This is a genomic window from Celeribacter neptunius, assembly GCF_900113955.1.
In the GTDB taxonomy this organism is placed as follows: domain Bacteria; phylum Pseudomonadota; class Alphaproteobacteria; order Rhodobacterales; family Rhodobacteraceae; genus Celeribacter; species Celeribacter neptunius.
The window spans coordinates 75954-102413 of record NZ_FORH01000004.1 but is presented as its reverse complement, the minus strand read 5'-3'; the positions used below and the strand labels follow the sequence as shown (position 1 = coordinate 102413).

Below are 26460 nucleotides of genomic sequence, written 5' to 3'. Positions count from 1 at the left end.
CGTTTTTGTGATGAGATACGAGAAGACGCTGAACAGGGAATCTGACCATGACTGCATTTGATTTGCCTAAAGGCATGATCCGCGCCACCAGCACGACCGGGACCCATGAAGGTTACATGCCGGGCTTTGGCAACGACTTCGAAACCGAGGCGTTACCAAACGCTTTGCCACAGGGGATGAACAGCCCGCAGAAGTGCAACTACGGGCTCTATGGCGAACAGCTTTCCGGCACGGCCTTTACCGCCAACCCGCCCGAACGCACCTGGACCTACCGTATCCGCCCGTCGGTGAAACATTCCGCGCGTTATGAGCGGATCGATCTGCCCTACTGGAAATCTGCGCCGCATGTTCTGGGGGATGTGACCTCCTTGGGGCAGTACCGCTGGGACCCGGTGGAGCAGACCGGCGAAGAGCTGACCTGGCTCACAGGGATGCGCACGATGACCACGGCGGGCGATGTGAACACCCAGGTCGGCATGGCCGCGCATGTCTACCTCGTCACCAAGTCGATGGAAGATGCCTATTTCTACTCCGCCGACAGCGAGTTGTTGGTGGTGCCGCAAGAGGGCAAGATGCGCTTTGCCACCGAGCTTGGGATCATTGATCTCGAGCCCAAGGAAATCGCTATCCTTCCGCGCGGTCTTGTCTACCGCGTCGAGGTGCTCGAAGGGCCGTGCCGTGGCTTTGTCTGCGAGAACTACGGTCAGAAATTCGAGCTTCCCGCGCGCGGGCCCATCGGCGCCAACGCGCTCGCGAACCCGCGTGACTTCAAGGCACCGGTGGCGGCCTATGAAGATCGCGAAGTGCCCTCGACGCTGACCATCAAATGGTGCGGCCAGTTCCACGAAACGAAGATCGCGCAAAGCCCGCTCGACGTGGTCGCCTGGCATGGCAACTACGCGCCCTACAAATACGATCTGCGGACCTATTGCCCGGTCGGCGCGATCCTGTTCGATCACCCGGACCCGTCGATCTTCACCGTGTTGACCGCGCCGTCTGGGGTGCCGGGGACCGCGAATATCGACTTTGTTCTGTTCCGCGACCGCTGGATGGTGGCCGAGAACACCTTCCGCCCGCCGTGGTACCACAAGAACATCATGTCCGAGCTGATGGGCAACATCTACGGTCAGTATGACGCCAAGCCGCAAGGCTTTGTGCCGGGGGGCATGTCGCTCCACAACATGATGCTGCCGCATGGGCCGGATAAGAACGCCTTTGAAGGCGCGTCGAATTCGAACCTCGGGCCGGAGAAGCTCGAGAACACGATGTCCTTCATGTTCGAGACCCGCTTCCCGCAGCATCTGACCGAATTCGCGGGCAAGGAGGCGCCGCTCCAGGACGATTACATCGACTGTTGGGACAGTCTCGAGAAGAAGTTCGACGGCACGCCGGGGACGAAATGAAGCTCTACACCTACTGGCGCTCGACGACCTCCTACCGGATCAGGATCGCGCTCAATCTGAAGGGGGTCGGATACGAGCCGATCCCCGTCAACCTCGTCGCGGGGGAGCAACGGGCGGAGGGTTACGCCACGCTCAATCCTGCGCGTGGGGTGCCGACGCTGGTTCTGGACGATGGGCGCGTGTTGACGCAATCCATGGCCATTTTGGAGTGGCTGGACCGGACCTACCCGGAGCCGGCGCTTTTGCCCGACGACCCGTTTGAGCGCGCCTTGGTACAGGCGGCGGCTTTGGGACTGGCGACGGATGTGCATCCGGTCAACAACCTGCGGGTCGTGCAAAGGCTCAAACAGATGGGCCACAGTCAGGACGAGACCGTCGCCTGGATGAACGACTGGATGGAGCAGGGCTTCGCGGCTTTCGCGGCGCTGATCCGGCCCGACACGCCGTTCTGCTTTGGCGACACGCCGGGGCTCGCGGACATCTGCCTCGTGCCACAGCTTTACAACGCGCATCGTTGGGGGGCGGATCTGACGCCCTTCGCGCGTCTCACCGAGATCGAAGCGCGCTGCCTCGCGCTTCCTGCTTTTGCCGCGGCACGCCCCGAGGCGCAGCCCGACGCAAATTGACGGCCGAAAATGGACGAAGGACTTGAAATGACTGACTTGAAACGCTCCTGGGTCGACAGCGCGAACAGCGCCGACAGCCCATTCCCGCTCAACAACCTGCCCTATGGCGCGTTCTCGATCCAAGGCGGTGCGCCCCGCTGTGGCACGGCTATCGGCGAGATGATCCTCGATCTCGCGGCGCTCGAAGAGGCCGGTGTGCTGGGCTTTGACGGGACGCTCAAGACCGGGAGCTGGAATGCGTTCATGGCGCTGGGCAAGCCTGCCTGGGATCGTTTGCGCGCCGAGTTGACCGGGCTTTTGGCCGAAGGCGCGGCGGCCGAGAGCCGCCTCAAAGCGCATCTCGTGGCGCAGAAAGATGCCACGCTGCACATGCCGTTCAACGTCACGGAATACACCGATTTCTACGCCGGGCGTCACCATGCGTTCAACGTCGGCACCATGTTCCGTGGCCCGGAAAACGCCCTGCCGCCGAACTGGCTGCACATTCCGATCGGCTATAACGGCCGCGCCTCGTCTGTGGTGCTCTCCGGCACGCCGGTGGTGCGTCCGAACGGTCAGCTCAAAGGCCCGAACGACGAGATGCCGCGCTTCGGCCCCTCGCAACGCTTTGATATCGAACTGGAAATGGGCGCCATCGTCGGCACGCCCTCGACCGGTCCGATTTCCATTTCCGAGGCCTATGACGCGATCTTCGGCTATGTCCTGCTGAACGACTGGTCGGCGCGCGACATTCAGGCCTGGGAATATCAGCCGCTCGGGCCGTTCCAGGCGAAAGCCACCGCGACCACCATCAGCCCGTGGATCGTCACCGCTGCCGCATTGGAGCCGTTCCGCACCTCCGGGCCGGATCGCGACGTGCCGCTGCTCGACTATCTCAAGGAACCGGAACCGATGCTCTATGACATCGATCTCGAGGTGACGATGGCCCCTGCAGGCAAGGCGCCGACGGTCATCAGCCGCACGAATTACAATGAGATGTACTATTCCGCCGCGCAGCAGCTCACGCATCACACCACCTCGGGCTGCCCGATGCGGGTGGGCGATCTCTTGGGCTCCGGGACGATTTCCGGGCCGGAAAAGGGCAACCGTGGCTCTTTGTTGGAACTGAGCTGGGGCGGCAAGGAGCCGCTGACGCTCGACACCGGCGAGACTCGCAGCTTCATCGAGGATGGCGACACACTGACGCTCACGGGCGCGGCCCATGGCGACGGATATCAGATCGGCTTTGGCGACTGTATCGGCACATTGAAACCGGCTCGTCCGATAACGCACTGAAAACATTAGGAGTAAAATACATGGCGAAAGCATTCGCAAGCCAAGGTGACTTGGAAGAAAAAACGGTGAGCTTCACCGAGGTGGGTGAGGGGCTTTATGCCTTCACCGCCGAGGGGGATCCGAACACCGGCGTCATCATCGGCGACGAGAGCGTGATGATTGTCGAGGCCCAGGCCACGCCGCGTCTCGCCCGCAAGGTGATCGAGTGTGTCCGCACGGTCACCGATAAACCGATCAGCCACGTTGTTCTGACCCACTATCATGCCGTGCGGGTGCTGGGCGCCAGCGCCTATGGCGCGCGCGAGATCATCATGTCGGAAAAAGCCGCCGGGATGGTCGAAGAGCGCGGTCAGGAAGACTGGGACAGCGAGTTCGGTCGCTTCCCGCGCCTGTTTCAGGGCCATGAGGAAATCCCCGGCCTGACGCGTCCGACCACGACGTTTCGTGACAAGATGACCGTGTACCTCGGCAAACGCCGGGTCGATATCATGACGCTGGGCCGTGCGCATACGGCGGGCGATGCGGTGATCTGGGTGCCGGATCAGGAGGTGATGTTCACCGGTGACATCGTCGAATATCACTCGGCCTGCTACTGCGGCGACGGGCATTTCGGCGACTGGGGTGGCACGCTCGACGCCATCGCGGCCTATAAGCCGAAGAGCATCGCGCCGGGCCGTGGCGACGCGCTGGTTGGCGAAGAGATGGTGAGCAAGGCGATTGCCGCAACCCGCGATTTCGTCGACAGCACCTATGCACCTGTCGCCCGGATCGTGGCGCGCGGCGGCTCTCTGAAAGAGGCTTGGGATGCTGTGCGCGCCTCTTGTGACGAGAAGTTCGGCGATTACGCGATCTACGAGCACTGCCTGCCGTTCAACGTCGCGCGCGCCTATGACGAAGCGCGTGGCATCGACACGCCGCGCGTCTGGACCGCAGAGCGCGACCGCGAGATGTGGGAAGAGCTTCAGGGCTGAGGTGTGACTGGACCGTCCTGTGGACGGTCCGAGCGCCGAGTGGGCGGAGCTCTGGGTAAGGGGGGGGGGCGACATCGTCGGCAGGCCCTTCCAGAACCGCCTGTTTTAACAAAATTTCTAACGGCATCCCGGGCCGGGGTGCCGTTTTTTATTTGCTAAATGCGAACTGATTTATTTTTGGCAAATTGATCTGTGTCAAATGGGGCGACGGGGCGCTTCTGTAAATTAGTTGCATATGCAACTAATGGAGATCGGACCATGAAAGTCGAACGCATTCACCACGTCGCCTACCGCTGTAAAGACGCCAAGGAGACGGTCGAATTCTACACCAAGATGCTGAATATGGATTTCATCCTCGCCATCGCCGAGGACCAGGTGCCCTCGACCCACGAGCCGGACCCCTATATGCACCTTTTCCTCGATGCGGGCGACGGTAATATCCTCGCGTTTTTCGAACTGCCGACGAAGCCGGAAATGGGCCGCGACGAGAACACGCCGATCTGGGTGCAGCACATCGCCTTCCAGGTGAAGGATCGCGACACGTTGGTCGAGTTCAAGGAGCATCTCGAAGCCAACGGCGTCGAGGTTCTGGGGGTCACGGATCATACGATCTTTGACTCGATCTATTTCTTCGACCCGAACGGCCATCGTGTCGAATTGGCGGCGCCGAACCCGGAGCAGGACAAGAACCTCGAACGTCTCGATGCGGTGAAATGGGACATGCTCGAAGAATGGAGCAAGACCAAGAAAGCGCCGAAACATGCCGACTGGTTGCATGCCAAGGAATTTGAAGACAGTTGAGCTTCAGATAGCTTTGTGCGGAGCATACAGGCGCGGGAGACTGCGCCTGTTTTTTGTTCCCGTGTTTGCCCTGGCGACGTGCAGAACACAAAAAAAGCCCCGCCGAATGTCTTCGGCGGGGCTTTGTGGGAGGTAGCTTGGCGGCGTCAGCTGTTCGCGCCGGCCATATGGCGTGCCGCGATATAGCCAAAGGTCAGAGCCGGCCCGAGGGTGATGCCGCCACCCGGGTAGTTGCCACCCATGATCGAGGCCGCATCGTTGCCAGCCGCATAAAGGCCACCGATGGGCTTGCCGTCTTCGCTGAGCACCTGGCTGTACTCGTTGGTCTTCATGCCTGCAAAAGTGCCGAGATCGCCGACATAGAGGCGCACCGCGTAGAACGGGCCCTTTTTGACCGGCGCCACGCAGGGGTTCGGCTTGTGATCCGGGTCGCCGAGTGAGCGGTTGTAAGCGGTCGAGCCCTTGCCGAACTCCGGGTCCTCGCCTTTGACGGCATGTTTGTTGAACTCGGCCACCGTGCGCTCCATCTGCGCCGGATCGGCACCGATCTGTTCGGCCAGATCACGGATGGTCTTGCCCTGGATCAGATAGCCCTGTTTGATCAGCGATTTATAGGGCACCGGCGCGGGTTTCGCGAAACCGAGACCGTATTTGCGGAAGGTGCGGTGATCCGCGACGAACCACGCGGCCAGCTCGCCGTCGGGGCCATCCTCTTCGCGACACCGCTTGACCATGGCCTGACAGAAGTCGTGATAGCTCTGCGCCTCGTTTACGAAGCGTTTGCCCGAGCGGGTCACGGCGATCACACCCGGTTTGGAGCGGTCCACGAAATGCGGGAAGGTGCCCAAAAGTCCGTTGCCCATCGGCGGGCGTGAGACCGGCACCCAGGCGGCGGAGTTCGGCAGGTCGGTCTTGATCGACGCGCCGGCGCTTTCCGCCAGACGCAGCCCGTCGCCGGTGTTGCCCGGAGGGGCGGGGGAAACGTGTTCGTGGCCCGAGGGCGCATGCGGCATAAGCTCCTTGCGGCGCACGGCATCCTGCGGAAAGCCGCCCGCGGCCAGAACCACACCCTTGCGGGCGATGATCTCCACCGGACCGTCGGGGCGGTTCACGATGGCGCCTTTGATGCTGCCGTCGTCATTGCGCAGAAGCGATTTCACCGGTGAAGAGGTCCAGATCGGCACATTCTTGTCGAAACAGGATTTCGCCAGACGCGCGATCAGGGCGTTGCCGTTCATCAGACGCATGGAGCGGCCGTGAAAGGTCACGTCGCGGGCGAATTTCGCCACCAGCCCGGTGACGAACAGGGCCGAGATCGGCGAACGCGTTACGTTGAAGAAATGCAGCAATTCCTTGCCCGAGCCGATCATCATGCCGAGCACGGTGATTTCGCGAAGGGGCGGACGCAGGCGTTTGATTTCCTTGCCAAGATCGCGCCCATCAAAAGGCCGGGCCACGATCGAGCGACCGCCGTCGAGGCCGCCGGGGGCCGTCGGGTGATAATCCGAGAATGTCGGGCCGAGATCGAATTGCAGCGCGGTCTTGTTTTCAAAGAAATCGACAGCTTTCGGGCCGGCTTCGAGGAAGGCTTCGACCTTGGCGGAATCGTAATGATCGCCGGTTTCGTGCTTGAGATAGGCGCGGGCCTTGTCCACGCTGTCCTCGACGCCCGCGCGTTTGCCGGGGGCGTTGTTGGGAATCCAGCTCCAGCCGCCGGAGCGCGCCGTGGTGCCGCCAAAGACGGATTCCTTTTCGGCCACGATCACCTTGAGACCGCGATGGGCCGCAGAGACGGCGGTGGAAAGTCCGCCGGCGCCAGAGCCGACGACAAGGACATCTACTTCTTGATGTTTCATGGGGTCCTCCGTTAGGCGGCGAGATAGCCGCCGTCGACCGGCAGCAATGCCCCGGTCACGTAGCTGGATGCGTCAGAAGCGAGAAACAGCACCGGTCCGACGAGTTCTTCGGGTTTGCCCGGACGTTTCATGGGCGTATGCGCCATGAAGCGGCCGATGGCTTCGGGGTTGTCGCGGGTGGCGACGGTCATCGGGGTCTCGATGACGCCGGGCGCGAGCGCATTCACGCGAATGCCGTGCTCGGCCAGATCATGGGCCAGGGCGCGGGTCATCTGCAGCACGGCGCCTTTCGAGGCGGCATAGGCGACGAGGCCCGGGTTGGCCGCCACCGACATGATCGAGCCGAGGTTGACGATGCGGCCCTTGCTCTCGATGAGCTGGGTCCGGAGTGCCTGCACCATGTTGATCTGGCCGGTTGCGTTGACATTCATCACGGCGTCCCAGTCGGCCTCGAACGTGTCGCTGTCCGGCAGGGTGCGGCGAATAATGCCCGCGTTGTTGATCAGGATCGACGCAGGGGCACCAAAGGCGGCGCGGGTCGCCTCGGCGGCGGCCTGACAGCTCGCGCGATCTGTGATGTCGAGTGCGACGCCGATGGCCTCTCCGCCGGCATCAACAATCTCCTGGGCCACTTTGGCAACGGCCTCTTGTTGAATGTCGCATGCGATAACTTTGGCGCCCTGGCCCGCGAGCCCAAGAGCAATGGCGCGCCCATTGCCCTGCGCCGCGCCGGTGACGACGGCAACCGCTCCTGTGATTCCCTCCATGATCCCTCCCTAAAGGTTGTCCAAACAGGCTCTGCTCCTCGCAGAATCTCATATTTGGAAATAGCGAATAAGTTTGATTTAAGCAAATTTATGCATGATGCCAAGTAAAAACTCTCTTTGCGGGCGCAACATGATCATAGGCAAAGCTGTTTTGGGGAAATTAAAGGCCTGATTCCTAAGAATAATTCTCTGTATTCGGCGAAAATATCATTCCACATGCTATATTATATTGACAAATCTATTTGCTATAGGGAAATTTTAAGGGAGGAGAATTTGGTGATCACGCCAGTCGTGGAACACCTTCGGAAGGAGAAGACGCACCGGCTCGCTTGGGCGACCCTCTCGCATCGGCGAGCAGGGCGCGTGGCACGCATTCGGGCGTCACGTACAGGGGAGGAAATTTATGCAAAGCGAGAAGCTTTTGCTGGAGATGCAGGGCGTTTCCAAGCATTTCCCGGGCGTTCGCGCGCTGCACGAGATCACGTTCGACGTTCGGGCGGGTGAGGTGCACGGGTTGGTCGGGGAAAACGGCGCGGGCAAATCCACGCTGATGGGCGTCGCTTCCGGGGCCTTGCAGGCGACCGAAGGCACGGTGCGCATCGACGGCACTGAAGTGTCGGCGGACCCGGATCTGGCGCGTGAGCTGGGTCTGGCGATTGTGCGCCAGGAACCCGCCTTGATGCCGGATCTGTCGGTGGCGGAAAACCTTTATCTCGGCCTGCCCCATGCGCGCAGACCCTCCCTGTCGGGGCTCAATGACTGGGCGCGCAAGCTGCTTTTGCATTGGAGCGACGATGTCTCCATCGACCCGCGCGATCACATCACGACGCTGAACCCGGAACAGCGGTTCATCGTCGAAATCGTCAAGGCGCTGGAATGTGAGCCGAAGGTTCTTGTGCTCGACGAGCCAACCGAACACCTCGCGACCGAGGACGTCAAACGTCTCTTTGATCGCGTGCGTAAGGTGACGGCGCGGGGTGCCTCTGTGGTCTATATTTCGCACCGCATTCGCGAAGTGCAGGCCATCGCCGACCGTCTGACGGTGCTGCGCGACGGTGAGGGGCAGGGGACCTATCCCGCCCGCGAGTTGAACGAAGATCAGATCGTTTCTCTGATCGTCGGTGGCGATCTCGACCGGACCTTCCCCGACAAGGCCACCCCCGGTCATCACGAAACGGTTCTGGCGACGCAGGAGTTCTCCGGTCCGGGGTTCTCCAATGTCTCGCTTCAGGTGCGGGCGGGCGAGATCCTCGGCCTTGCCGGGATCGACGCCAACGGGCAACGCGAATTCATGCGCGCGCTTGCGGGCATCCATCGCGGCCATGGCCATCTGACGCTCAGCGGCAAGGACATCCAGATCCGGTCGAGCCAGGGCGCCAAGGCGCTTGGCATCAGCTACCTGCCGGGTGATCGCCATCGCGAGGGGATTTTTCCCGAACTGTCGATCCGCGAGAATTTCTCGATCCGCAGCGCGCATGAGGACACCCGTCTGGGCCTGGTCAGCAGCCGTGTTGAGCAGGGGCGGACCCGCGAGGCGATCAGGCAATTCGCGGTGAAGACGCCGAACGGCGAAACCCCGATCCAGTCGCTCTCTGGCGGCAATCAGCAAAAGGTTGTGCTCTCGAGTGTTCTGGCGATGAAGCCGAAAGTGCTTTTGGTCGATGAACCGACCCAGGGCGTCGATGTTGGCGCGCGGGCGGAGATTTACCGCGTGATCCGCGAGGCGGCCCGCGCCGGTGTCGCCGTCATCCTCGTGTCTTCGGACCAACAGGAGGTCGCCGGGCTGTCCGATCATGTGGCGATTTTCTCGCGCGGGCGCGTGGTGGAAATGCTCACAGGCGATCGTGTGACCGAGGACAACATCACCGCCTCGGTGCTCAAATCCACCGAGCAGCGTGACAAGCATCACAAATCCTTGGGCGCCTTCTGGAAATGGGCCGCGGGCAACAGCGCGCCGTTGATCATGGTCGGCCTCGCGATTGCGCTCTTGGGCGCCGTGGCCGGGGCGTGGAACCCGTACTACCTCTCGCCGCGCAGCCTTTCGAACATGATGACGCTTGCTGCAACTTTGGCGATCGTCGCCTATGGCCAGCAATTCCTGATGCTCGTCAGTGGCATCGACCTGTCGGTCGGGCCCACGATGGGGCTGGTGCAGGTGGTCGCCTCGTTCTTCCTGCTCTCGGGCGCGGCGGGCGGGGATCAGGCCTTGGGCTGGATGCTCGTGCTGGTCGTGGCGGCCGTGGTCGGCTTTGTGAACTGGCTGCTGGTCGAGGGGCTGCGGTTGCACCCGATGGTGGCCACGCTCGCAACCTTCATGGCGGTTCAGGCGGTGTCCCTGTTCCTGCGTCCGGTGCCCGGAGGCATGCTGGACGGTCAGTTGATGAACGCGCTGAACACCAAGGTGGGCATCGTGCCCGTGACCTTCATCGCCGCTGTCGTGCTGGCGCTGGTCATGGAATATGTGCTGTTCCGGCGTAGCCTCGGCGTTTCGATGCGCGGTCTCGGGTCGCGTCAGGAAGCGGCGCGCACCGCCGGGATTCGTCCGGTCATGGTGCGCCTGATTGCCTATGTCGGCTGTTCGATCTTTGCCGGTCTCGCCGCCATCACCATGTTCGCACAGGTCGGCATCGGCGATCCGCGCGCTGGCATCAGCTACACGCTGGGCTCCATCGCGGCGGTGGTGATCGGGGGCGCCAGCCTCTTTGGCGGGCGCGGGTCCTTCATCGGCGCACTTCTAGGCGCGATTTTCATCACCCAGGTGAACTCGGTCACCGTCTTCCTGCGCCTGAGTCAGGAATGGCAGCAATATCTCCTCGGGTTCCTCATCCTCGCCTCCGTGGCGCTCTACTCGAAGAGCCGTGAGAAAGTGGTGCAGGCATGACCATGACCCTGACGACAGAAAGAAAAACCATGACCCAGCCCAGCTTTGGCCAACAGATCAAGTCCACGGTCTTCAATGAATTTTCGTGGATCTGGGGTGGGACGATTGCGCTTTTCATCCTGTGCAGCTTTGTTGCGCCGGGCGTTGTGCGCCCTGCCGCGATCAGTTCGATGCTGCCGTTTGCCGCGATCCTCGCGATCACGGCGGTGGGCATGACCATCGTGATCCAGCAACGCGGTCTCGATATGTCCCTGCCGGGCATGATGACCATCGCCGGCCTGTTGTTCGCCCAGATCGGGTTTACCACCGGTTCGACACTTCTGGCGGTGCCGCTGACGCTGGCCATCGCCTTGGGTATCGGCATCGTCAACGGTTTGCTGGTGGCGAAACTCAACATCACGCCGATCGTGACGACGCTGGCAACGAATGCCATCCTGATGGGGGCCGTGCGCGCCGTGTCCGGCGGTAGCCCGATGACCGCGCCTGCCGAGCTGGCCGAGTTCTCGCATGCGAAGCTCTTCGGTGTGCCGATGACGCTCATTCTCGCCATGCTTTTCATTATCGTGATCAGCATCGTGACCAAGCGCACCATCCCGGGCCGTCGCTTTGTCGCGGTGGGCGCCAATCCGGCGGCGGCGACGGCGGCGGGTATCCCGATCCTGCGCTATCAGGTGGCGACCTATGCCATCGCTTCGCTGTGTTTCGCCGTCGCGGGCATGCTCTTCACTGGTTTCATCGGCTCTGCTTCGCAAACCGCCGGTGTCGATTACCTCCTGCCTGCCATCGCGGCGGTGGTGGTCGGCGGCACGCCCTTTAACGGCGGGCGCGGCAGCGTGATCGCCAGCGGTGTCGCCGCCCTCTTCATGACCCAGCTTGGCCAGATGGTGCTCGCGCTCGGTGCGGGAACCTCCGTGCAGCTCCTCGTGCAGGCGCTGGCCATTATCATTGCTGTCGCGGTGCGTCATATCCCCGAGTATTTCGGTCGGCCGTGATCCCAGCGGGCCGTCCGCTCCCCTGTTCGGGCGGCCCACCTCCTAGACAATCGAGACCAAACGAGGTGCTTTCGTGATTACCGTAATGGGTCTGATCCAGACCGCGACCGATCTTTCCGAGACCAGCTACTTTGACAACGAAGAGGCCATGCGCCGCGGTGTCGGCGATCTCTGTCTGGGGGGCGTGTTCAACCGCGTTGTCGACAACAGTCAAAAGGGCATCTCTTACGCCCGTGGCGGGGTGGAGTTGGATGCGATCACGCAGTTTTTCTTTCCCGACATTTCCGCCAGTATGACGGCGGCCTCGATGGGCAGTTTCAACCTGTCCATGGGGCTGCCGGGGCCTTTGGTGGCGGAGATGCAGTCGATCCTCTGCCTGCAAAACACCGTGGTCGAACCGCCCGTCCTGGGGCAGGGGCTCAAGCGGATGTCGATCCTGCGCAAACGCCCGGATGTGTCGAGCGAGGAGTTTCAAAAGCAATGGTTCGAGTTGCACGGCCTTTTGGTCAAACGCCTGCCGGGGCTTGCGGGCTATCGCCAGAACCTCGTGCTTGACGGGCCGCGCGACGAAGACGGGCACATGATGGTCGACGGGATGGTCGAGCTCTGGTTCCCGGACGGCGAGACGATCGACAGCGCCTTTCAATCCGACATCGGCAACACGACGATGATGCATGCCAAGGAATTCATTGCGGAAATCTCGACTTTTCTCGTTGAGCCGCACTGTGTGAGGGGGCTGTCCTGACGCATCCGCGTCGGATTGCGGTCAAGACAGAACATGACGCCTGATCTGACATTCCTGATCGTGCTGACGATCTCCGTGACCATACTTGGCCTGTCCAAGGGCGGCTTCGCCGGCATCGGCATGGTCAGCACGCCCCTGGTGGCGGCCTTCAGCGACCCTTTGACGGCGGTTGCGCTGATGCTGCCGATCATGATCGTGCAGGATGTGGTCGCGGTCTATCTCTACCGGTTCGAATTCGACAAGACGATCCTGAAAAAGATGATCCCGGGTGGTATCATCGGGGTGCTCGCGGCCTATCTTCTGGCGTCGAGCGTGCCGGAATGGGTGATCAAGGCGGCCTTGGGTGGCGTGTCCCTGTTGTTCTCGATCTGGCAGGCGGTGCTGATGTCACGGGGGCTGCCCGATATTCCGGCCCAGCCCCGCCACGACACGCTGATCGGTATCGGGGCGGGGGCCGCGGGCGGGTTTGCCAGTGCCATCGCGCATGCCGGGTCGCCGCCGTTCCAGATCTACGTGATGCCCAAGCACCTGCGCAAAGAGATCTATGTCGGCACCAGCGTGATGTTCTTTGCCGCGCTGAACCTGATGAAGCTTCCGAGTTTCGCCGCCCTGGGCTTCTACAATCGGGAAACCGTGCATCTCAGCCTGTTCTTCATCCCGCTGGCTGTGGCCTCAAGCTGGGCCGGATCGCGGCTGGTGCGCTACGTCGATCCGCGTGCCTTCAACCTGATCATCACCCTGATCCTGTTTTTCGTCAGCTTCGTGCTGATCTGGCAGGCCTATATCGATGCGGTCGCCTGATCGGCGCGCCGCCCAAGCGGAGACACGCTGATGTCAAATATCCTTTGGGAGCCGGGCGATGACCGCGCCCATGAGAGCGAAATGGCACGATTTCGGGCCTATTTTGCCCATGAAACCGGCGCAGACCTGTCGGACACCGAGGCTCTGACAACCCGCGCGCTCGAAGACCCGGCGCGGTTCTGGTCGGCCTTGTGGGACTTTTTTCACGTCATCGGCGATAAGGGCGACGGGCCCTATCTGGTCGGAGAGGACATGGCGTCCTCGGATTTTTTTCCCAACGCCACGCTGAACTTTGCGGAGAACCTGTTGCATCTGGCGCGGCCCGACGACGGGCGCCGCGATGCACTGGTGTTTCGAGGAGAGGACAAATCTGCGCTGCGCTGGAGCTGGGACGATCTGGAGGCACATGTGTCGCGGCTTCAACTGGCCTTGCGGGCCGCGGGCGTCGGTCCGGGGGATCGGGTCGCGGGTCTGTTGCCGAACCGGCCCGAGGCGGTCGCCGCCATGCTCGCCACCGCTTCGCTGGGGGCGGTCTGGGCCTCGGCCTCACCCGATTTCGGGCCACGTGTCATCCTGGACCGGTTCGGTCAGATCGCGCCAAAGGTGCTCTTTGCCTGTGATGGCTATTGGTATGCGGGCAAACCCTTTGCCATTGCCGACAAGCTTGCCGAGACGATGGCCGGGCTTGAGACGGTCAAGGCCTGCGTGATCATCGACTATCTCGGGACCGCAGAGGCCACCGCCGCAGCGCTGCCAAAGGCCACAAGTTTCGATGCTTTCGAGGCTGCTTTTGAGGCGCAGCCTTGCGAGTTCGTGCCGATGCCGTTCAACCACCCGCTCTATGTGACCTTTTCCTCCGGTACGACCGGCGCACCGAAATGCATCGTGCACCGCGCGGGCGGCGTGTTGTTGCAGCACCTCAAGGAACACGCGCTGCATGTGGATCTGCGCCCCGGCGATCGGATGTTCTATTTCACCACGCTGGGCTGGATGATGTGGAATTGGCTGGTGTCCGGATTGGCGCGGGGGGCGACGCTTTTGCTGTTCGATGGCTCGCCATTCCATCCCGGCCCGGGCGTGCTGTTCGACTACGCCCGCGACGAGAGAATGACGCAATTTGGGACCTCGCCGAGATATCTCGACGGGTTGCGCTCCGCCGGGTTCGCTCCGGGGCCGGATCATAACCTCTCCGCATTGCGCACGATGCTCTCCACCGGTGCGCCGCTTTTGGGCGAGGCGTATGATTACGTGTATCAGGTGCTGAAACCCGACCTGCATTTGGCGTCAATTTCGGGCGGGACGGATATTCTGTCCTGCTTCGTCTTGGGGGACCCGACTCGTCCCGTTGCGCGCGGGGTGATCCAGTCGGCGGGGCTGGGCCTCGCTGTCGAGGTCTGGTCCGATGCGGGCAAGCCGGTTGTCCCCGGTGAAAAAGGCGAACTGGTCTGTACCAAGCCGTTTCCGACTATGCCTCTGGGGTTCTGGAATGACGCAGGGTGCGCGCGATACCGAGCCGCCTATTTCGACCGCTTTCCCGGCGTCTGGTGCCAGGGCGATTTCGCCGAGCAGATCGACGGCGGCGGTTATGTGATCCACGGGCGCTCGGACGCAACGCTCAACCCGGGCGGGGTGCGGATCGGCACGGCGGAAATCTATGCCGAAGTCGGGCGTTTTGCCCAGATCGAGGAGGCCGTCGTTGTCGGTCAGTCGACCGGGGATGATGTGCGCGTGGTGCTATGCGTGGTGATGGGCGCGGGGGCTGTGTTGGACGATGGGCTGATCCGTGAGATCAAGACCGCGATCCGGCGCGGGGCTTCGCCGCGCCACGTTCCGGCACTGATCCTCGCGGTCACCGATATTCCACGCACCAAAAGCGGCAAGGTCTCGGAACTGGCCGTGCGGGATGTCATCGAAGGCCGGGCGGCCAAGAATATCGGCGCGCTGGCCAACCCGGAGGCGTTGGAGGCGTTTCGCGACATTGCCCCGCTCACGACCTGAAACGCGCGGTTGAGAGATCCCGCAGACCCGGCGTGCGATTGTTTGCGACACCGGGTTTCGTCACAACGCTTATGAATGAAACACCGAATGAAAACGTCAGGACATCCATCATGAAACGCTATTCGCTCCTCGATCTTGCCCCAGTTGCCGAAGGCCATGGTGTCGATGAGGCGCTGGCCAATTGCGTGGCCCTTGCCGTGGCGGCGGAAGAGGCGAGGTATCACCGCTATTGGGTGGCTGAGCATCACAACATGATCGGCATCGCAAGCTCCGCCACGGCGGTCCTGATTGGTCAGATCGCAGCGGCGACCAAGACGATGCGGGTCGGGGCGGGAGGCATCATGTTGCCCAACCACGCCCCGCTGATGGTGGCTGAGCAATTCGGCACGCTGTCCTTGATGAACAACGGTCGGATTGATTTGGGCCTCGGACGGGCGCCGGGCACGGATATGTTGACCGCCCGCGCGCTGCGCCGGAACATGCAACAGGGCGACACCTTCCCGCAGGATGTGCAGGAATTGATCTCTTACCTGGGTGATATGCCCGAACGCGCGCCGGTGCGGGCCATTCCCGGTATGGGCACCCACGTGCCGGTGTGGATTCTGGGGTCGAGCCTCTACGGTGCACAACTCGCCGCGCATTTCGGTCTGCCATACGCCTTCGCATCACATTTCGCCCCGGACATGCTGGGCGAAGCGCTGCATGTCTATCGCAGCACGTTTCAGCCCTCGGACGCGCTCGCCGAACCCTATGCGGTCATGGCGGCCAGCGTCTGCGCCGCCGAGAGCGATGAGGAGGCGACGTATTTGCGATCATCGCAGCTGCAGGCCTTTGCCAACATTGTGACCAACAATCGGGGTAAATTGCCCAAGCCGTCACTCGAAAACGTGACCAACATGCCCTCTCCGGTGCGGTCTCAGGTGGACCGCATGCTCAGCTGCGCGGCAGTCGGAGGGCGCGACACGGTGCATGCGCAGATCACGGCGCTGATTGAGCGCTACCAGCCTGATGAGTTGATGGTGACGGGGATGATCCATGATCAAGCGGCGCGCATCCGCTCTTTCGAGATCGCAGCGGAGGTCATGACCGCTTTGATCTAGGGGATCTCTATTCGCATTTTGTCATCCAGATATGCCTGATCAGGCTCCTGATCCGGACATCCTCTCAAAGAACGCAGTGATACGGCAAAGAACACTGCAGCGATCCTTGTGAGCCACAAAAGGTGAGCCACAAAATGGGAACCGCGCCGTGTAAGCCATTGGGATTTGTGATGGCGCGATTTGGAACTGTTCCCTTGAGCTCGCTGTAACTTCCTGGCTCGCCCCGTTCTGGCGGGATCGCCAGGCCTACCGCGGCGGGGCGGCGAAGCCTGACGGGGTCCGCCCCTTGTCGCCCGAGGAAATCCCGATGGGCCGACGTCCGCGTTTTGGCGTCAGCCCAGCCCAGAGCTGACGGCCGGGTTCGATTTGCCGGTCTGGAATTTCGCCACGAGATCCGAAAGCGCATCTGCCTGCATGCTCAGAATAGTGCAGGCGGAGGTGGTCTCTTCCGATGTCGCCGCGTTGCGCTGCTGCGCCCGGTCGATCTGGTTCACGGCCTCGTTGATTTCGGAAATGCCGGAGGCCTGTTCGTTCGACGAGGCGGCAATATCGCGAATGAGATCGGAAATTGTCGCAATCGATTGGAAGATTGCCTGCAGGGACTCGCCGGTTGTCGTGACCTTTTCGACTCCGTTGAGCACCTGATTGCCCGATTTGACGATCAGATCATTGATCTCGCGCGCTGCCCCGGAGGAGCGCTGTGCCAATTCGCGCACTTCGGAGGCCACCACGGCAAAGCCACGACCGGCCTCGCCGGCGCGGGCGGCCTCGACGCCGGCATTGAGCGCCAGCAGGTTGGTTTGGAACGCGATGTCGTCGATCACCGAGATGATTTTCGAGATCTGCGTGGACGAGGACTTGATCTCTTCCATCGCCATCACCGTATCTTCGACCACTTTCGATGTGTTCTGTGCCTGTTTGGAGGTTTCGCTCACCAGCGTGTTGGCCTGATGCGCATTCTGTGCTGCGGATTGCACCGATGCGGTCAATTCGTTCAAGGCGGTCGCGGTCTCTTCCAGCGTGGCGGCATTGCCTTCGGTCTGTCGCGACAGGTCGGAGATCGCTCCGGTGATCTGTTGCGCGCCATCGTTGATTTCACCGGTGGCGTTGCCGATGGAAAACACAAGCTCGGAAAGCTGATCGACGGTCTGGTTGAAATTGATCCGGAGCGGATCGTATGCCGCGTTGAAACGTTCGGCGATCTTCACATCCATATTGCCTTCGGCCAGGCCCTGAAGCGCATTTGCGAGGAAATCGATCACGCGGGACAATTCGGCGGCACGCGCAGCGCGCTCGGCCTCTTCCTGTTGCCGGCTGGCCTCTTTGGCGTCGCGGGCCTGTTGCTCGCGGATCTGCTCCTGACGGGCACGTTCTGCGGCGTCTTCACGCTGACGGTCCTCTTCGGCCAGACGGTGCGCCCGGGCCTGTTCGGCCTCGTCCCGCAGGCGCTGTTGCTCTTTTTCCAGGCCGCGATTGGCATAGAGCGTCTGCCGGAGACTTTCGAGCGAATGCGCCATGGTGCCGATCTCGTCGCGACGTTCCGTGCCGGAGACGTCCTGTTCGTAATTGCCGTCAGCCAGCGCATTCACATCCTCGAGCATCGCGGCCAGCGGCAGGCGCACCTTGCGATGCGACGAGATGAAAATCGTTCCCAAGGTCAGCACTAGGATCAGCACGCCGGTGACAACATTCAGCAAGACCTCCTGGCGAACCGGGGCGGCGAAGACGTCGCGCGGGACATCGAGGATCATGGCCCATGTGCGGTTCATGCCATTGGCGCTGAACGGGTAGACCAATCGGGTCACGCCATCCGGCAGTCCCCGGATGATCCGCACCTGGCCGTCACCGAGCGCGGCTTTGACCTCTTGCGTGCCGACGCCTTCGTAGAGTTGCATCAGCCGCTCGGGAGTCTGATGGGTGAGCCATTTGCCGTTGCTGTCGACCAGGGCCATCCGACTATCGCCGAAAATCTTCATATTCGTCAGAAGATCCGTCAGATGCGCGAGCGTGATATCGACCCCGGCGACCCCGATGATTTCACCATTGTGGCGCACGGGCACCGAGACGGAGGTCATCAACCGACCTTCGTTCGTGCGATAGGGTTCGGTGATCAGGCTCTTGCCGGTGCGGACCGGCTCGGCGAACCATTCCTGCGACTCGTCGACCTCGAACGTCTGGAAATCGAGACCGCCCGAAGCGTTCTTGGTCCAGTAGGGGGTGAAGAAACCGGCGGGGTTCAAACCCTCCTCACCGTGGATCAGGGTCGAGGCCGCGCTCCCGGGAATGACGGACATCCAGGAAGAAAAGAGATTGTCGAATTGCATCGGAACATCTTCGAGCATCGAGATGATCTCGGCGCCCTGCGCCTGATCCGTCCCGATATAGCCTTCGATCATACCGCTCAGCGCCAGGCCCGTCGACGTGGCTTCGGTCACCAGCAAACTGACCTGATCCGCGGCCCACTCGGCCCGATCGGTGGCCTGTTGCAGAATCCGGCTGTTCACCTTCTCCGAGGTGCGCCAGCCGTTGAAGGCGGTGATGCCGACAACGATGACTGAGATGATCACACCTGCTGCGAGGATGAGCTGACCCGAGACGGTCTTCAAAGAGATGTTCATATGCGAACTCCAAAGAGAAATCGGGGTATAGTTCGCACAGATCCCTTAATAGACTGCGAATCTCAGCCGGGTCTTCAGGGTGACTTTGGGTCAAGCAGGCAAGGCTCGGGAGCCGGCGGCGGGGAACCTCGACCCTCTCTTCAGACCATCTTGATCACGTCGCGCGGGCAGGACAGCATATAGCCTTTGCGGGCGATGTTTTTCACCAGCAACTCGCTGACCATCTGATTGCCCAGCGTGTCGCGCAGCCGTTTGATCCTGGTGGCGCCGGCGGCCTCGTCGCAGTCAGAGGCATTGCGGCCGGAAATCACCGCTTCGATCTCTGCCCCGGACATGACATCATCGTCGAGCCTCGCTTCGGCCAGAACCGACAGGGTTTCGATCGCCGCGGGCGTCAGCTTGAATTCCATGTTGTTGAGATAGACGGTGTTCTCGGCGCGCGAGATCAGCAGCGACGAGACCTCGATGCCGCGTTTTTCGATTTCCGACATCCGGCGGTTGAGCGCAATGATCGTCACCAGAAACACCAGCGCTGCGACCAGAAGCGCCGTGGCAAAGACCAGCAGCACGAAAATCACCATGCGGTAGGAGGTCAGCGTCTCGGCAAAGCTGGTGCCTGATTGTGCCAGGATTTCCAACAGCTTGATTTCGGCCTGGGTGGTCAGATCGTTCTCGACGAAAATCTGTTCCACCCGCGCGTTGAACGCATTGGCATCCGGCAGGTTCACGAACAACAACACGGCCGCGACCAACAGGATCGCGACAATCGCCACGATACCGAGGATGGCCACGCGCGAGACCTTGCGGCTGTCAGTATCGGAGGAAATAGGCGCCAGCATCGGCTTTGACCTCGTCCAGTTTCTCTTCCGGGATCATCGCGACGATTTGCAGAAGTTGCCAGCCCTCTTTCGCCAAGCGGGGACCAAGCGATGCGGCGGCTGCGTCTTTGGTACATTGCGCGCCGCTCACCTCGGCGACGCCGAAATGCAGTTTGAGCGGATCGTCCTGCTTCGCCTTGTAGCTGGCGTAACAGGCGGCATTGGCCAGTCCCGGCAGGGCGGCCATTGCAAAGACAAACGGGAGAAGAAGATGCTGTTTCATGCTCGCGATCCTGTGAGTTTGGCCGCTGCTATTCAATAGCAAAGCCGAGATCATCGCCTGTTATCCGATGACATCCGGCTGTTATTGAGCGATTTCGTCCCCCTGCCGCATCACCGTCCCATCACCTCATGTGCCCCGCCCCGGGGTCCAGGACCTGAAAGGACGCAGGATGAAACTGACCAAATTCACCGCTGGCCTCTTGGCGCTCTCCCTCGCAACGGCTGGAATTTCCGCTGCTCCCGCTCGGGCCTCGGAGAAAGATACCGCCCTCGCGCTGGGCGGGCTTCTGACGCTCTTCGTCATCGGCAAGGCGATCGAGGATCAAAAGGACAAGGCGACCGTGAGTCGGGCGCCTGCGCCGCAACCGCAGCCGCGCGTTCAGGACCGGGATCGCTACCGGGAGCAGGACCGCTATCGCGACCGCTATGCCGGCCAGAGCATTCCGAACCAATGCGTTCTGAGCGCCGGCCGCAGCGGATCGCAACGTCTTGTCGCCTTCGAAACCTGTATCGAGCGCGAGGCCCGTCGCAACGTGGACCTGCCGCGCGCCTGCGAAACCCGGGTCAGGACCGATAGCCACTGGCGCGACGCATATGATGTCACCTGCCTGAGCAACTTCGGCTATCGCGTCACCGCCAATCGCCAGGCCGATCGTTCCGATTGGAACCATCGCAACAGCACCCGCATTTCCACGCGGTCGCATGACTGAGTTTTCATAATCGAGCAGATGCGCGGCTTCATGTCCCGATGTGCCGCGTCACTGGACGGGTGGGTCATGCGTCCCACCCGTCTTTTTCTGGCGCCGCTTTCCCCTTGCACCGGCCAGAGGCTTCGGCTTCACAGGGGTATGGCAAACACAGATCCCAAACCGACCCCCGATTATTCCTTTGAAGAAGCGGCCGCCCGGCGCGGCTATGCCCGCATTGCCGGCGTGGACGAGGTCGGGCGCGGCCCGCTCGCCGGACCCGTTGTGGCCGCCGCCGTCTGGCTCGACCCGGCGCGCATTCCGGAGGGGCTCAACGACTCGAAAGCACTCACGGCGAAGAAACGCGAATCTCTTTACGACGAAATCCTCGCGGTGGCCGATGTTTCCATCGCCTCCTGCACGGTCGAGGAGATCGACGAAATCAATATTCTACAGGCCTCTTTGCGTGCCATGGAACGTGCCGTGGCCGGGCTGAAACAGGCGGCCGACTATGTGCTCGTGGATGGCAACAAAATCCCGCCCGCCTTCGGGCTGGATGCCGAGGCGATCGTCAAAGGCGATGCGCGCTCGCTCTCGATTTCTGCGGCCTCGATCGTCGCCAAGACATGGCGTGATCGGCTGATGGTGGATTTGGCGCAACACTATCCGGGATACGCCTGGGAGAAAAACGCCGGCTACGGCACCAAAGCGCATCTCGACGGGCTCCGAAATTTCGGTGTGACCCCACACCATAGACGTTCCTTCAAACCCGTCCACAATATCTTGTATCAAGATAAAAACGTAAGTGGCTGATTCGAAAAAGAAATTGACTGGGAATCCCGGATGACTCATCTTTGACCCCATAAATGACGCCGAAAACGGCGCGTTAAAACGACGTCCCACAAGGGGCGCGATATGAGGCAGAACATGAATAAAACCATCCGCAAGGGGGCGAATTCGCTCCCGATCAATGAGATATTGGCCGGTGATTGCATCGAGGTCATGAACGCTCTTCCTGAGGAGAGCGTCGATCTGATCTTTGCCGATCCGCCCTATAACCTGCAGCTGCGCGGCGACCTGCATCGTCCCGACAATTCCAAAGTGGATGCGGTCGACGATGCCTGGGACCAGTTCGACAGTTTCAAGGTCTACGACAATTTCACCCGCGACTGGCTCAAGGCCGCGCGTCGCATCCTCAAGCCGAATGGTGCGATCTGGGTGATCGGATCCTATCACAATGTGTTCCGTCTCGGCGCCGAGTTGCAGAACCAGGGCTACTGGATTCTCAACGACGTGGTGTGGCGCAAATCCAACCCGATGCCGAATTTCCGCGGCAAGCGCCTGACCAACGCCCATGAGACCCTGATCTGGGCGTCGAAGAACGAAGCCGCGAAATACACCTTCAATTACGAAGCGCTGAAAGCCCTCAACGAAGGCATTCAGATGCGCTCCGATTGGGTGCTGCCGATCTGCAATGGCGGTGAACGTCTGAAAGACGACAATGGCGACAAGGCGCATCCGACGCAGAAGCCCGAGAGCCTCTTGCACCGTATCGTACTCGGCACCACCAATCCGGGCGACGTGATCCTCGACCCGTTCTTCGGCACCGGCACCACCGGTGCTGTGGCCAAGATGCTCGGCCGCGAGTTCATCGGCATCGAGCGCGAAGAGAAATACCGCAAGGTCGCCGAGAAGCGCATCGCCTCCGTGCGCAAATTCGACAAGGATGCGCTGCGCGTCTCCACCTCGAAACGCGCCGAGCCGCGCGTGCCCTTCGGTCAGCTTGTCGAGCGTGGCATGCTGCGCCCGGGCGAAGAGCTCGTCTCGATGAACGGGCGCAGCACCGCCAAGGTGCGCGCCGATGGCACGTTGGTGTCCAACGATGTCAAAGGTTCGATCCATCAGGTCGGCGCCCATCTCGAAGGCGCGCCCTCTTGCAATGGCTGGACCTACTGGACCTTCAAACGCGATGGCAAGAACGTCCCGATCGACGTGCTCCGCCAACAGATCCGCGCGGAAATGCAATAAGTGATGCCATAAGCGCGACGCTGGGAAACTGGGACAAAGGTCCGACGGAAGTCCGACCTTTGTCCGCCAGAAGTCCGACAGCACGATTTCTCGAAATTCAAAGTTACCGCCTGGTGCCTGCGGCCTGACTACGCGGCACCATATACTGCCCCGCTGCCTGATCAGCGGGGCTTTTTTCGTGGCCGGTCGGTCTGGTTACAAGCGGGGCAACGGATTGGTGCCGTTCTTGTAAGGCTCCCAATCCTCGAATGTCGCGAGATCCGGGTAATAGCGTTTACGCCATTGTTTCACCTTGGGATTCATCATCCGGCGCCACAGGGGCGGCACCATCGCCGCGACCCCCATCACAGTGTAGCCATAGGGCAGCTGCGGGGCTTCATTCTCATCGTAATTCTGCAACAGCGGAAAACGCCGGTCCGGTTTGTAATGGTGATCCGAATGGCGCTGAAGATTGATCAACAGCCAGTTCGTTGCCATATGCGCCGCGTTCCAGCTGTGATGCGGCATCACATGTTCGTATTTGCCATCCCCCAAGTGCCGGCGGGTCAGCCCGTAATGTTCGACGTAATTGGTCAGCTCGAGCTGCCAGATCGCCACGATCGCCTGCCAGATGAAAAGCAACAGTCCGGGAACCCCGCCGATCAGCGTGGCTGCGATCAGCATCAAGAGTTGCAGGACCCAGTAGCGGAAATGCGGGTTGCGCGGGTGCCAGGGCGAGAGCCCCTTGCGCGCCAGAAGCGCCTTTTCCGCTGCCCAGGCCGAGCGCGGACATTCCCGCAGGACGCGAAAGAAATAGCGATGGAACCCCTCGTTATAGAGCGCCGTCACCGCATCGCGCCGCGTGCCGACATGTTTGTGATGCACCAGAAGATGCTCGGTGCGGAAATGCGAATAGAGCACGGAAGCCAATAACAGATCGCCAAGCCAGCGTTCGAGATTGTTGCGCTGATGCGCCAGCTCGTGGGCATAGACCATGCCCGTGGAGCCGGAAGAGACGCCGAGGCCAAAAAACAGCACCACGGTTTCAAGTATCGAGAGATGATCCGTATGGGTGACGAACCAGATCAGGCCAAAGATATTCGCCGCCTGTACCGGAAACCAGATCATGGTGATGGCGCGATACCAGAAAAGCTCGCTTTCCGCCGTGTTCGGGTCTGGATTGTCGGTGTTGAGACCGAGAAGCCCGTCGAGGAACCCGAACATGTACCAGGCATAGAGCGGCACGATGAGCACGGTCCAACCTCCGACAAAAGCGCCGAGCCAGAGAAAGGGAACCACTGTGAGCGACAGCCAGAAGGGCATCGCGTTTCTGAAACTGATCTGGGCCATGTTCATAGGATTACACTCTCCAAAATGCCCGCGCGTTCTGCGTCAACCTTCCAACTTGGCGTAGGCAAGGTCAAATGCCTTTCGCATCACAGTTGGCAAATCCGAGGCGCGAAAGGCGTTCTGACCGCGCAGTGTCAGGCTGTCCGGCGTGCGCTCGACATCCGCCGCGGCATGAACCGTCAGAATCAGATGAAAATGCGTGAAGGTGTGACGCACCTCGCCGACCTCTTGCCAGTTGCCCTCATAGGGGGCCCGTTTGGGATGCGGGTCTTGCCACTCGGTGCCGGGCCAGCCGAGCATACCGCCCAGGAGCCCTTTCTCGGGGCGCTTTTGCAACACCCATTCGCCGCGTGCACTGCGTCCGACATAGGCGTGACCATGGCGGGTGGGTTTGGGCTTTTTGGGCAGTTTCAGCGGGAATCGAGACGCATCCCCGGCGGCATGCGCCTCGCAAAAATCTTGGAGGGGGCAAAGGCTGCAAACCGGGGATTTCGGTGTACAGATCGTCGCGCCGAGGTCCATCATCGCCTGGGCATAGTCGCCGGGGCGTTCGGAGGGCGTCAGGCGTGTCGCCAACTCGGTGAGCTCGGGCTTCGCCGTCGGCAGCGGGGTCTCGACCCGGAACAGCCGCGAGACGACCCGTTCGACATTGCCGTCCACCACGGTTTCCGATTGGTCGAAAGCGATCGAGGAGATCGCGGCGGATGTATAGGGGCCGACCCCCGGAAGTGCCTGTAACTCGACCCGAGTCCGCGGGAATATTCCCTGATGCTCATCGCGAATGACCCGGGCGCATTTCAGCAGATTGCGGGCCCGGGCGTAATATCCGAGGCCGGCCCATTCGCCCATGACCACCTCATCCTCGGCATCGGCCAGCGCGGTGACCGTCGGCCAGAGATCGGTGAAGCGCTCGAAATAGGATTTCCCCGCGGCCACGGTGGTTTGCTGCAACATGATCTCCGAGAGCCAGACCCGATAGGGATCCGGGGCAACGCCGTTCCGCCGCTCCATCGGAGAAATCCGCCAGGGCAGCTCCCGCGCATGCGCATCATACCACGCCAGCAAGGCTGCCGAGCTGCCGTCTTGTTTCATCCCGTCACGCAATCTTTAGGTCCCGTCATCTGCTTTCTTCTGGCGCCTTGCGTCGCGCCCTCTAAAATAGGCAGAAGATGGAGATAGACCAGCGGGAAACCCCGGAAGGAACCAAGGTCCAGGATGATGGCAGAGACGCAGACAGGTGGGAAACGGCGGAAACGGGGGTTCGAGAGGGCCTCTGGCCTGATGCAGTCCCGCATTCGCGAGGTCTCGGAAGAACGTGGTTTTTCCGAATCCCGTCTGCTGACCCATTGGGAAGACATCGTGGGCGAGGCCACCGCCGCCATGTCCCGACCGGTCAAGGTCTCCTATGCCAAGGGTGGTTTCGGCGCCACGCTCACGCTTCTGACCACCGGGGCCTATGCGCCGATGCTGCAGGCCGAGTTGCCTAAAATCCGCGACCGGGTGAATGCCGTCTATGGCTATAACGCGATCAGCCGTATCCATGTGACGCAAACGGCGCCGATCGGCTTTGCCAAGGGGCAGGTTGCTTTTTCCGATCCGAAACCCGCGCCAAAGCCGGAAATTTCCGCCGAGACCCGCGAGACGGCACGCAGCCTGTCGCAAGGGGTCGAGGATGAGGCTCTGCGCCGTGCTCTCGAAACATTCGCCGGGACCTTTCTGACCCGGCAGAAAAATCAAACAAAGGAAGACAAATGAACCGCCGCACTTTCATGATCTCAACGGCTATGGCGAGCCTCGGGCTTGGCCTTGCGCTTGACCCTTCTGCCATGACGCGATTCATCGTCACCCCGGCCTGGGCCGAAGATGCGGCGCCGGTCGACACGAGCGATATTCCGGATCTTGTGCTGGGCGATTCGGAGGCACCCATCGAATTGATCGAATACGCCTCCTACACCTGCCCGCATTGCGCGACCTTCCATGCGGCCGTCTTCGAGCAGCTGAAGAAAGACTATATCGACACTGGCAAGGTGCGCTTCGTCTACCGCGAAGTCTATTTCGACAAATTTGGCCTTTGGGCCGCCATGGTCGCACGTTGCGGTGGCGATATGCGCTATTTCGGCATTCAGAAAATGCTCTATGACGAGCAGAAAGACTGGATTGCCGGCGGCAAGGACACGATGGAAATCGTCGAGAACCTGCGCAAGATCGGCAAACGCGCCGGGCTGACGGATGAGAACCTCGATACCTGCCTCAATGATGGTGACATGGCCCAGAAACTCTATGCCAAGTTCACCGCGGAAATGGCCGAATATGACATCAAGGGCACCCCGAGCCTGGTGATCGACGGCGAGCTTCACTCGAACATGAGCTACGCGGATCTGAAAGAGATCCTCGATGAAAAGCTCGCGGAGATCTCCGCCCCTGCCGCAGAAACCTCCGAGACCACAGATGCCGCGGAAGAGGTCAAGACCTCCGAATGAGGC

At 61.3% G+C, this 26460-nt stretch carries 23 protein-coding genes; 16 read left to right on the top strand and 7 right to left on the bottom strand.

The genetic code is table 11. From position 1 onward, the window contains the following. Window positions 1-47: 47 nt before the first annotated feature. The 5 genes from hmgA (at window position 48) to BM151_RS11465 (ending at window position 5076) form a co-directional block, all read left to right on the top strand. On the top strand, window positions 48-1403 hold the full coding sequence (gene hmgA, locus BM151_RS11485; protein ID WP_090060861.1) for a homogentisate 1,2-dioxygenase: 1356 nt from the start codon (window positions 48-50) through the stop codon (window positions 1401-1403). After that, window positions 1400-2029 (top strand): maleylacetoacetate isomerase, encoded by a 630-nt coding sequence (gene maiA / locus BM151_RS11480; protein WP_090060860.1) that lies wholly within the window; start codon window positions 1400-1402, stop codon window positions 2027-2029. The genes hmgA and maiA overlap by 4 nt, the downstream gene beginning before the upstream one ends. A 27-nt stretch (window positions 2030-2056) precedes the next feature. Further along, a complete protein-coding gene (fahA, locus tag BM151_RS11475; protein WP_090061141.1) occupies window positions 2057-3304 on the top strand; it encodes a fumarylacetoacetase in 1248 nt (415 codons plus the stop codon). A gap of 20 nt (window positions 3305-3324) precedes the next feature. Then, the gene (locus tag BM151_RS11470; protein WP_090060859.1) at window positions 3325-4275 is read left to right on the top strand and encodes an MBL fold metallo-hydrolase; all 951 of its coding nucleotides are present in this window, start codon (window positions 3325-3327) and stop codon (window positions 4273-4275) included. Window positions 4276-4533: 258 nt separating this feature from the next. Next, window positions 4534-5076 (top strand): VOC family protein, encoded by a 543-nt coding sequence (locus tag BM151_RS11465; protein ID WP_090060858.1) that lies wholly within the window; start codon window positions 4534-4536, stop codon window positions 5074-5076. A 146-nt stretch (window positions 5077-5222) separates the two neighbouring features. Here the strand turns inward: BM151_RS11465 and BM151_RS11460 are convergent, their stop codons facing one another. Further along, on the bottom strand, window positions 5223-6932 hold the full coding sequence (locus tag BM151_RS11460) for an FAD-dependent oxidoreductase (RefSeq protein WP_090060857.1): 1710 nt from the start codon (window positions 6930-6932) through the stop codon (window positions 5223-5225). An 11-nt stretch (window positions 6933-6943) separates the two neighbouring features. Beyond that, complete coding sequence (locus BM151_RS11455; protein ID WP_090060856.1) at window positions 6944-7699, bottom strand: SDR family NAD(P)-dependent oxidoreductase; 756 nt, start codon at window positions 7697-7699, stop codon at window positions 6944-6946. 403 nt (window positions 7700-8102) lie between these two features. Here BM151_RS11455 and BM151_RS11450 point away from each other — a divergent pair, with 403 nt between their 5' ends. The 6 genes from BM151_RS11450 to BM151_RS11425 all read left to right on the top strand — a co-directional run bounded on the left by BM151_RS11450 (window position 8103) and on the right by BM151_RS11425 (window position 16216). After that, window positions 8103-10580 carry an ATP-binding cassette domain-containing protein gene (locus tag BM151_RS11450; RefSeq protein ID WP_090060855.1) on the top strand — a complete coding sequence of 826 codons (2478 nt, stop codon included), beginning with the start codon at window positions 8103-8105 and terminating at the stop codon, window positions 10578-10580. Between the two features lie 29 nt (window positions 10581-10609). Next, on the top strand, window positions 10610-11572 hold the full coding sequence (locus BM151_RS11445) for an ABC transporter permease (RefSeq protein WP_245781188.1): 963 nt from the start codon (window positions 10610-10612) through the stop codon (window positions 11570-11572). A 73-nt stretch (window positions 11573-11645) separates the two neighbouring features. Continuing rightward, entirely contained in the window at window positions 11646-12317 is a 672-nt protein-coding gene (locus BM151_RS11440) for an EthD family reductase (RefSeq protein WP_143093087.1), read from the top strand. A 33-nt stretch (window positions 12318-12350) separates the two neighbouring features. Beyond that, window positions 12351-13118, top strand: a complete 768-nt coding sequence (locus BM151_RS11435; RefSeq protein WP_090060852.1) for a sulfite exporter TauE/SafE family protein — start codon at window positions 12351-12353, stop codon at window positions 13116-13118. Between the two features lie 30 nt (window positions 13119-13148). Beyond that, window positions 13149-15116: an acetoacetate--CoA ligase gene (locus BM151_RS11430; protein WP_090060851.1), complete on the top strand. Its 1968-nt coding sequence runs from the start codon at window positions 13149-13151 to the stop codon at window positions 15114-15116. A gap of 110 nt (window positions 15117-15226) precedes the next feature. After that, window positions 15227-16216, top strand: a complete 990-nt coding sequence (locus tag BM151_RS11425; protein WP_090060850.1) for an LLM class flavin-dependent oxidoreductase — start codon at window positions 15227-15229, stop codon at window positions 16214-16216. 332 nt (window positions 16217-16548) lie between these two features. Here the strand turns inward: BM151_RS11425 and BM151_RS11420 are convergent, their stop codons facing one another. From BM151_RS11420 to BM151_RS11410, 3 genes are all read right to left on the bottom strand, one after another. Continuing rightward, window positions 16549-18834: a methyl-accepting chemotaxis protein gene (locus BM151_RS11420; RefSeq protein WP_090060849.1), complete on the bottom strand. Its 2286-nt coding sequence runs from the start codon at window positions 18832-18834 to the stop codon at window positions 16549-16551. A gap of 140 nt (window positions 18835-18974) precedes the next feature. Then, on the bottom strand, window positions 18975-19673 hold the full coding sequence (locus BM151_RS11415) for a winged helix-turn-helix domain-containing protein (protein ID WP_090060848.1): 699 nt from the start codon (window positions 19671-19673) through the stop codon (window positions 18975-18977). After that, window positions 19645-19935 carry a hypothetical protein gene (locus BM151_RS11410; protein ID WP_090060847.1) on the bottom strand — a complete coding sequence of 97 codons (291 nt, stop codon included), beginning with the start codon at window positions 19933-19935 and terminating at the stop codon, window positions 19645-19647. Before BM151_RS11410 ends, BM151_RS11415 begins: the two co-directional genes overlap by 29 nt. Before the next feature lie 169 nt (window positions 19936-20104). On the opposite strand from BM151_RS11410, the gene BM151_RS11405 reads away from it, so the two are divergent. The 3 genes from BM151_RS11405 to BM151_RS11395 all read left to right on the top strand — a co-directional run bounded on the left by BM151_RS11405 (window position 20105) and on the right by BM151_RS11395 (window position 22648). Beyond that, complete coding sequence (locus BM151_RS11405) at window positions 20105-20644, top strand: hypothetical protein (protein WP_090060846.1); 540 nt, start codon at window positions 20105-20107, stop codon at window positions 20642-20644. 138 nt (window positions 20645-20782) lie between these two features. Continuing rightward, window positions 20783-21433 carry a ribonuclease HII gene (locus BM151_RS11400; protein ID WP_090060845.1) on the top strand — a complete coding sequence of 217 codons (651 nt, stop codon included), beginning with the start codon at window positions 20783-20785 and terminating at the stop codon, window positions 21431-21433. Between the two features lie 114 nt (window positions 21434-21547). After that, window positions 21548-22648: a site-specific DNA-methyltransferase gene (locus BM151_RS11395; protein WP_090060844.1), complete on the top strand. Its 1101-nt coding sequence runs from the start codon at window positions 21548-21550 to the stop codon at window positions 22646-22648. Between the two features lie 195 nt (window positions 22649-22843). On the opposite strand, the gene BM151_RS11390 is transcribed toward BM151_RS11395, so the two are convergent. Continuing rightward, complete coding sequence (locus BM151_RS11390; RefSeq protein ID WP_090060843.1) at window positions 22844-23983, bottom strand: alkane 1-monooxygenase; 1140 nt, start codon at window positions 23981-23983, stop codon at window positions 22844-22846. A 36-nt stretch (window positions 23984-24019) separates the two neighbouring features. Continuing rightward, complete coding sequence (mutY, locus tag BM151_RS11385; protein ID WP_090060842.1) at window positions 24020-25069, bottom strand: A/G-specific adenine glycosylase; 1050 nt, start codon at window positions 25067-25069, stop codon at window positions 24020-24022. A 189-nt stretch (window positions 25070-25258) separates the two neighbouring features. Between mutY and BM151_RS11380 the strand changes: the two genes are divergently transcribed. Continuing rightward, on the top strand, window positions 25259-25732 hold the full coding sequence (locus BM151_RS11380) for a DUF721 domain-containing protein (RefSeq protein ID WP_090061140.1): 474 nt from the start codon (window positions 25259-25261) through the stop codon (window positions 25730-25732). Then, window positions 25729-26457, top strand: a complete 729-nt coding sequence (locus tag BM151_RS11375) for a DsbA family protein (protein WP_090060841.1) — start codon at window positions 25729-25731, stop codon at window positions 26455-26457. The genes BM151_RS11380 and BM151_RS11375 overlap by 4 nt, the downstream gene beginning before the upstream one ends. Window positions 26458-26460: the final 3 nt, after the last annotated feature.

Excerpts from the sequence above, each read along its gene's own strand:
- BM151_RS11400 (WP_090060845.1), top strand. The coding sequence starts at position 20,783 with ATGGCAAACACAGATCCCAAACCGACCCCCGATTATTCCTTTGAAGAA.
- BM151_RS11380 (WP_090061140.1), top strand. The coding sequence starts at position 25,259 with ATGCAGTCCCGCATTCGCGAGGTCTCGGAAGAACGTGGTTTTTCCGAA.
- mutY (WP_090060842.1), bottom strand. The coding sequence starts at position 25,069 with ATGAAACAAGACGGCAGCTCGGCAGCCTTGCTGGCGTGGTATGATGCG.
- BM151_RS11465 (WP_090060858.1), top strand. The coding sequence starts at position 4,534 with ATGAAAGTCGAACGCATTCACCACGTCGCCTACCGCTGTAAAGACGCC.
- BM151_RS11420 (WP_090060849.1), bottom strand. The coding sequence starts at position 18,834 with ATGAACATCTCTTTGAAGACCGTCTCGGGTCAGCTCATCCTCGCAGCA.
- BM151_RS11390 (WP_090060843.1), bottom strand. The coding sequence starts at position 23,983 with ATGAACATGGCCCAGATCAGTTTCAGAAACGCGATGCCCTTCTGGCTG.
- hmgA (WP_090060861.1), top strand. The coding sequence starts at position 48 with ATGACTGCATTTGATTTGCCTAAAGGCATGATCCGCGCCACCAGCACG.
- BM151_RS11410 (WP_090060847.1), bottom strand. The coding sequence starts at position 19,935 with ATGAAACAGCATCTTCTTCTCCCGTTTGTCTTTGCAATGGCCGCCCTG.
- fahA (WP_090061141.1), top strand. The coding sequence starts at position 2,057 with ATGACTGACTTGAAACGCTCCTGGGTCGACAGCGCGAACAGCGCCGAC.
- BM151_RS11395 (WP_090060844.1), top strand. The coding sequence starts at position 21,548 with ATGAATAAAACCATCCGCAAGGGGGCGAATTCGCTCCCGATCAATGAG.
- maiA (WP_090060860.1), top strand. The coding sequence starts at position 1,400 with ATGAAGCTCTACACCTACTGGCGCTCGACGACCTCCTACCGGATCAGG.
- BM151_RS11450 (WP_090060855.1), top strand. The coding sequence starts at position 8,103 with ATGCAAAGCGAGAAGCTTTTGCTGGAGATGCAGGGCGTTTCCAAGCAT.
- BM151_RS11445 (WP_245781188.1), top strand. The coding sequence starts at position 10,610 with ATGACCCAGCCCAGCTTTGGCCAACAGATCAAGTCCACGGTCTTCAAT.
- BM151_RS11460 (WP_090060857.1), bottom strand. The coding sequence starts at position 6,932 with ATGAAACATCAAGAAGTAGATGTCCTTGTCGTCGGCTCTGGCGCCGGC.
- BM151_RS11455 (WP_090060856.1), bottom strand. The coding sequence starts at position 7,699 with ATGGAGGGAATCACAGGAGCGGTTGCCGTCGTCACCGGCGCGGCGCAG.
- BM151_RS11435 (WP_090060852.1), top strand. The coding sequence starts at position 12,351 with ATGACGCCTGATCTGACATTCCTGATCGTGCTGACGATCTCCGTGACC.
- BM151_RS11470 (WP_090060859.1), top strand. The coding sequence starts at position 3,325 with ATGGCGAAAGCATTCGCAAGCCAAGGTGACTTGGAAGAAAAAACGGTG.
- BM151_RS11375 (WP_090060841.1), top strand. The coding sequence starts at position 25,729 with ATGAACCGCCGCACTTTCATGATCTCAACGGCTATGGCGAGCCTCGGG.
- BM151_RS11430 (WP_090060851.1), top strand. The coding sequence starts at position 13,149 with ATGTCAAATATCCTTTGGGAGCCGGGCGATGACCGCGCCCATGAGAGC.
- BM151_RS11415 (WP_090060848.1), bottom strand. The coding sequence starts at position 19,673 with ATGCTGGCGCCTATTTCCTCCGATACTGACAGCCGCAAGGTCTCGCGC.
- BM151_RS11425 (WP_090060850.1), top strand. The coding sequence starts at position 15,227 with ATGAAACGCTATTCGCTCCTCGATCTTGCCCCAGTTGCCGAAGGCCAT.
- BM151_RS11405 (WP_090060846.1), top strand. The coding sequence starts at position 20,105 with ATGAAACTGACCAAATTCACCGCTGGCCTCTTGGCGCTCTCCCTCGCA.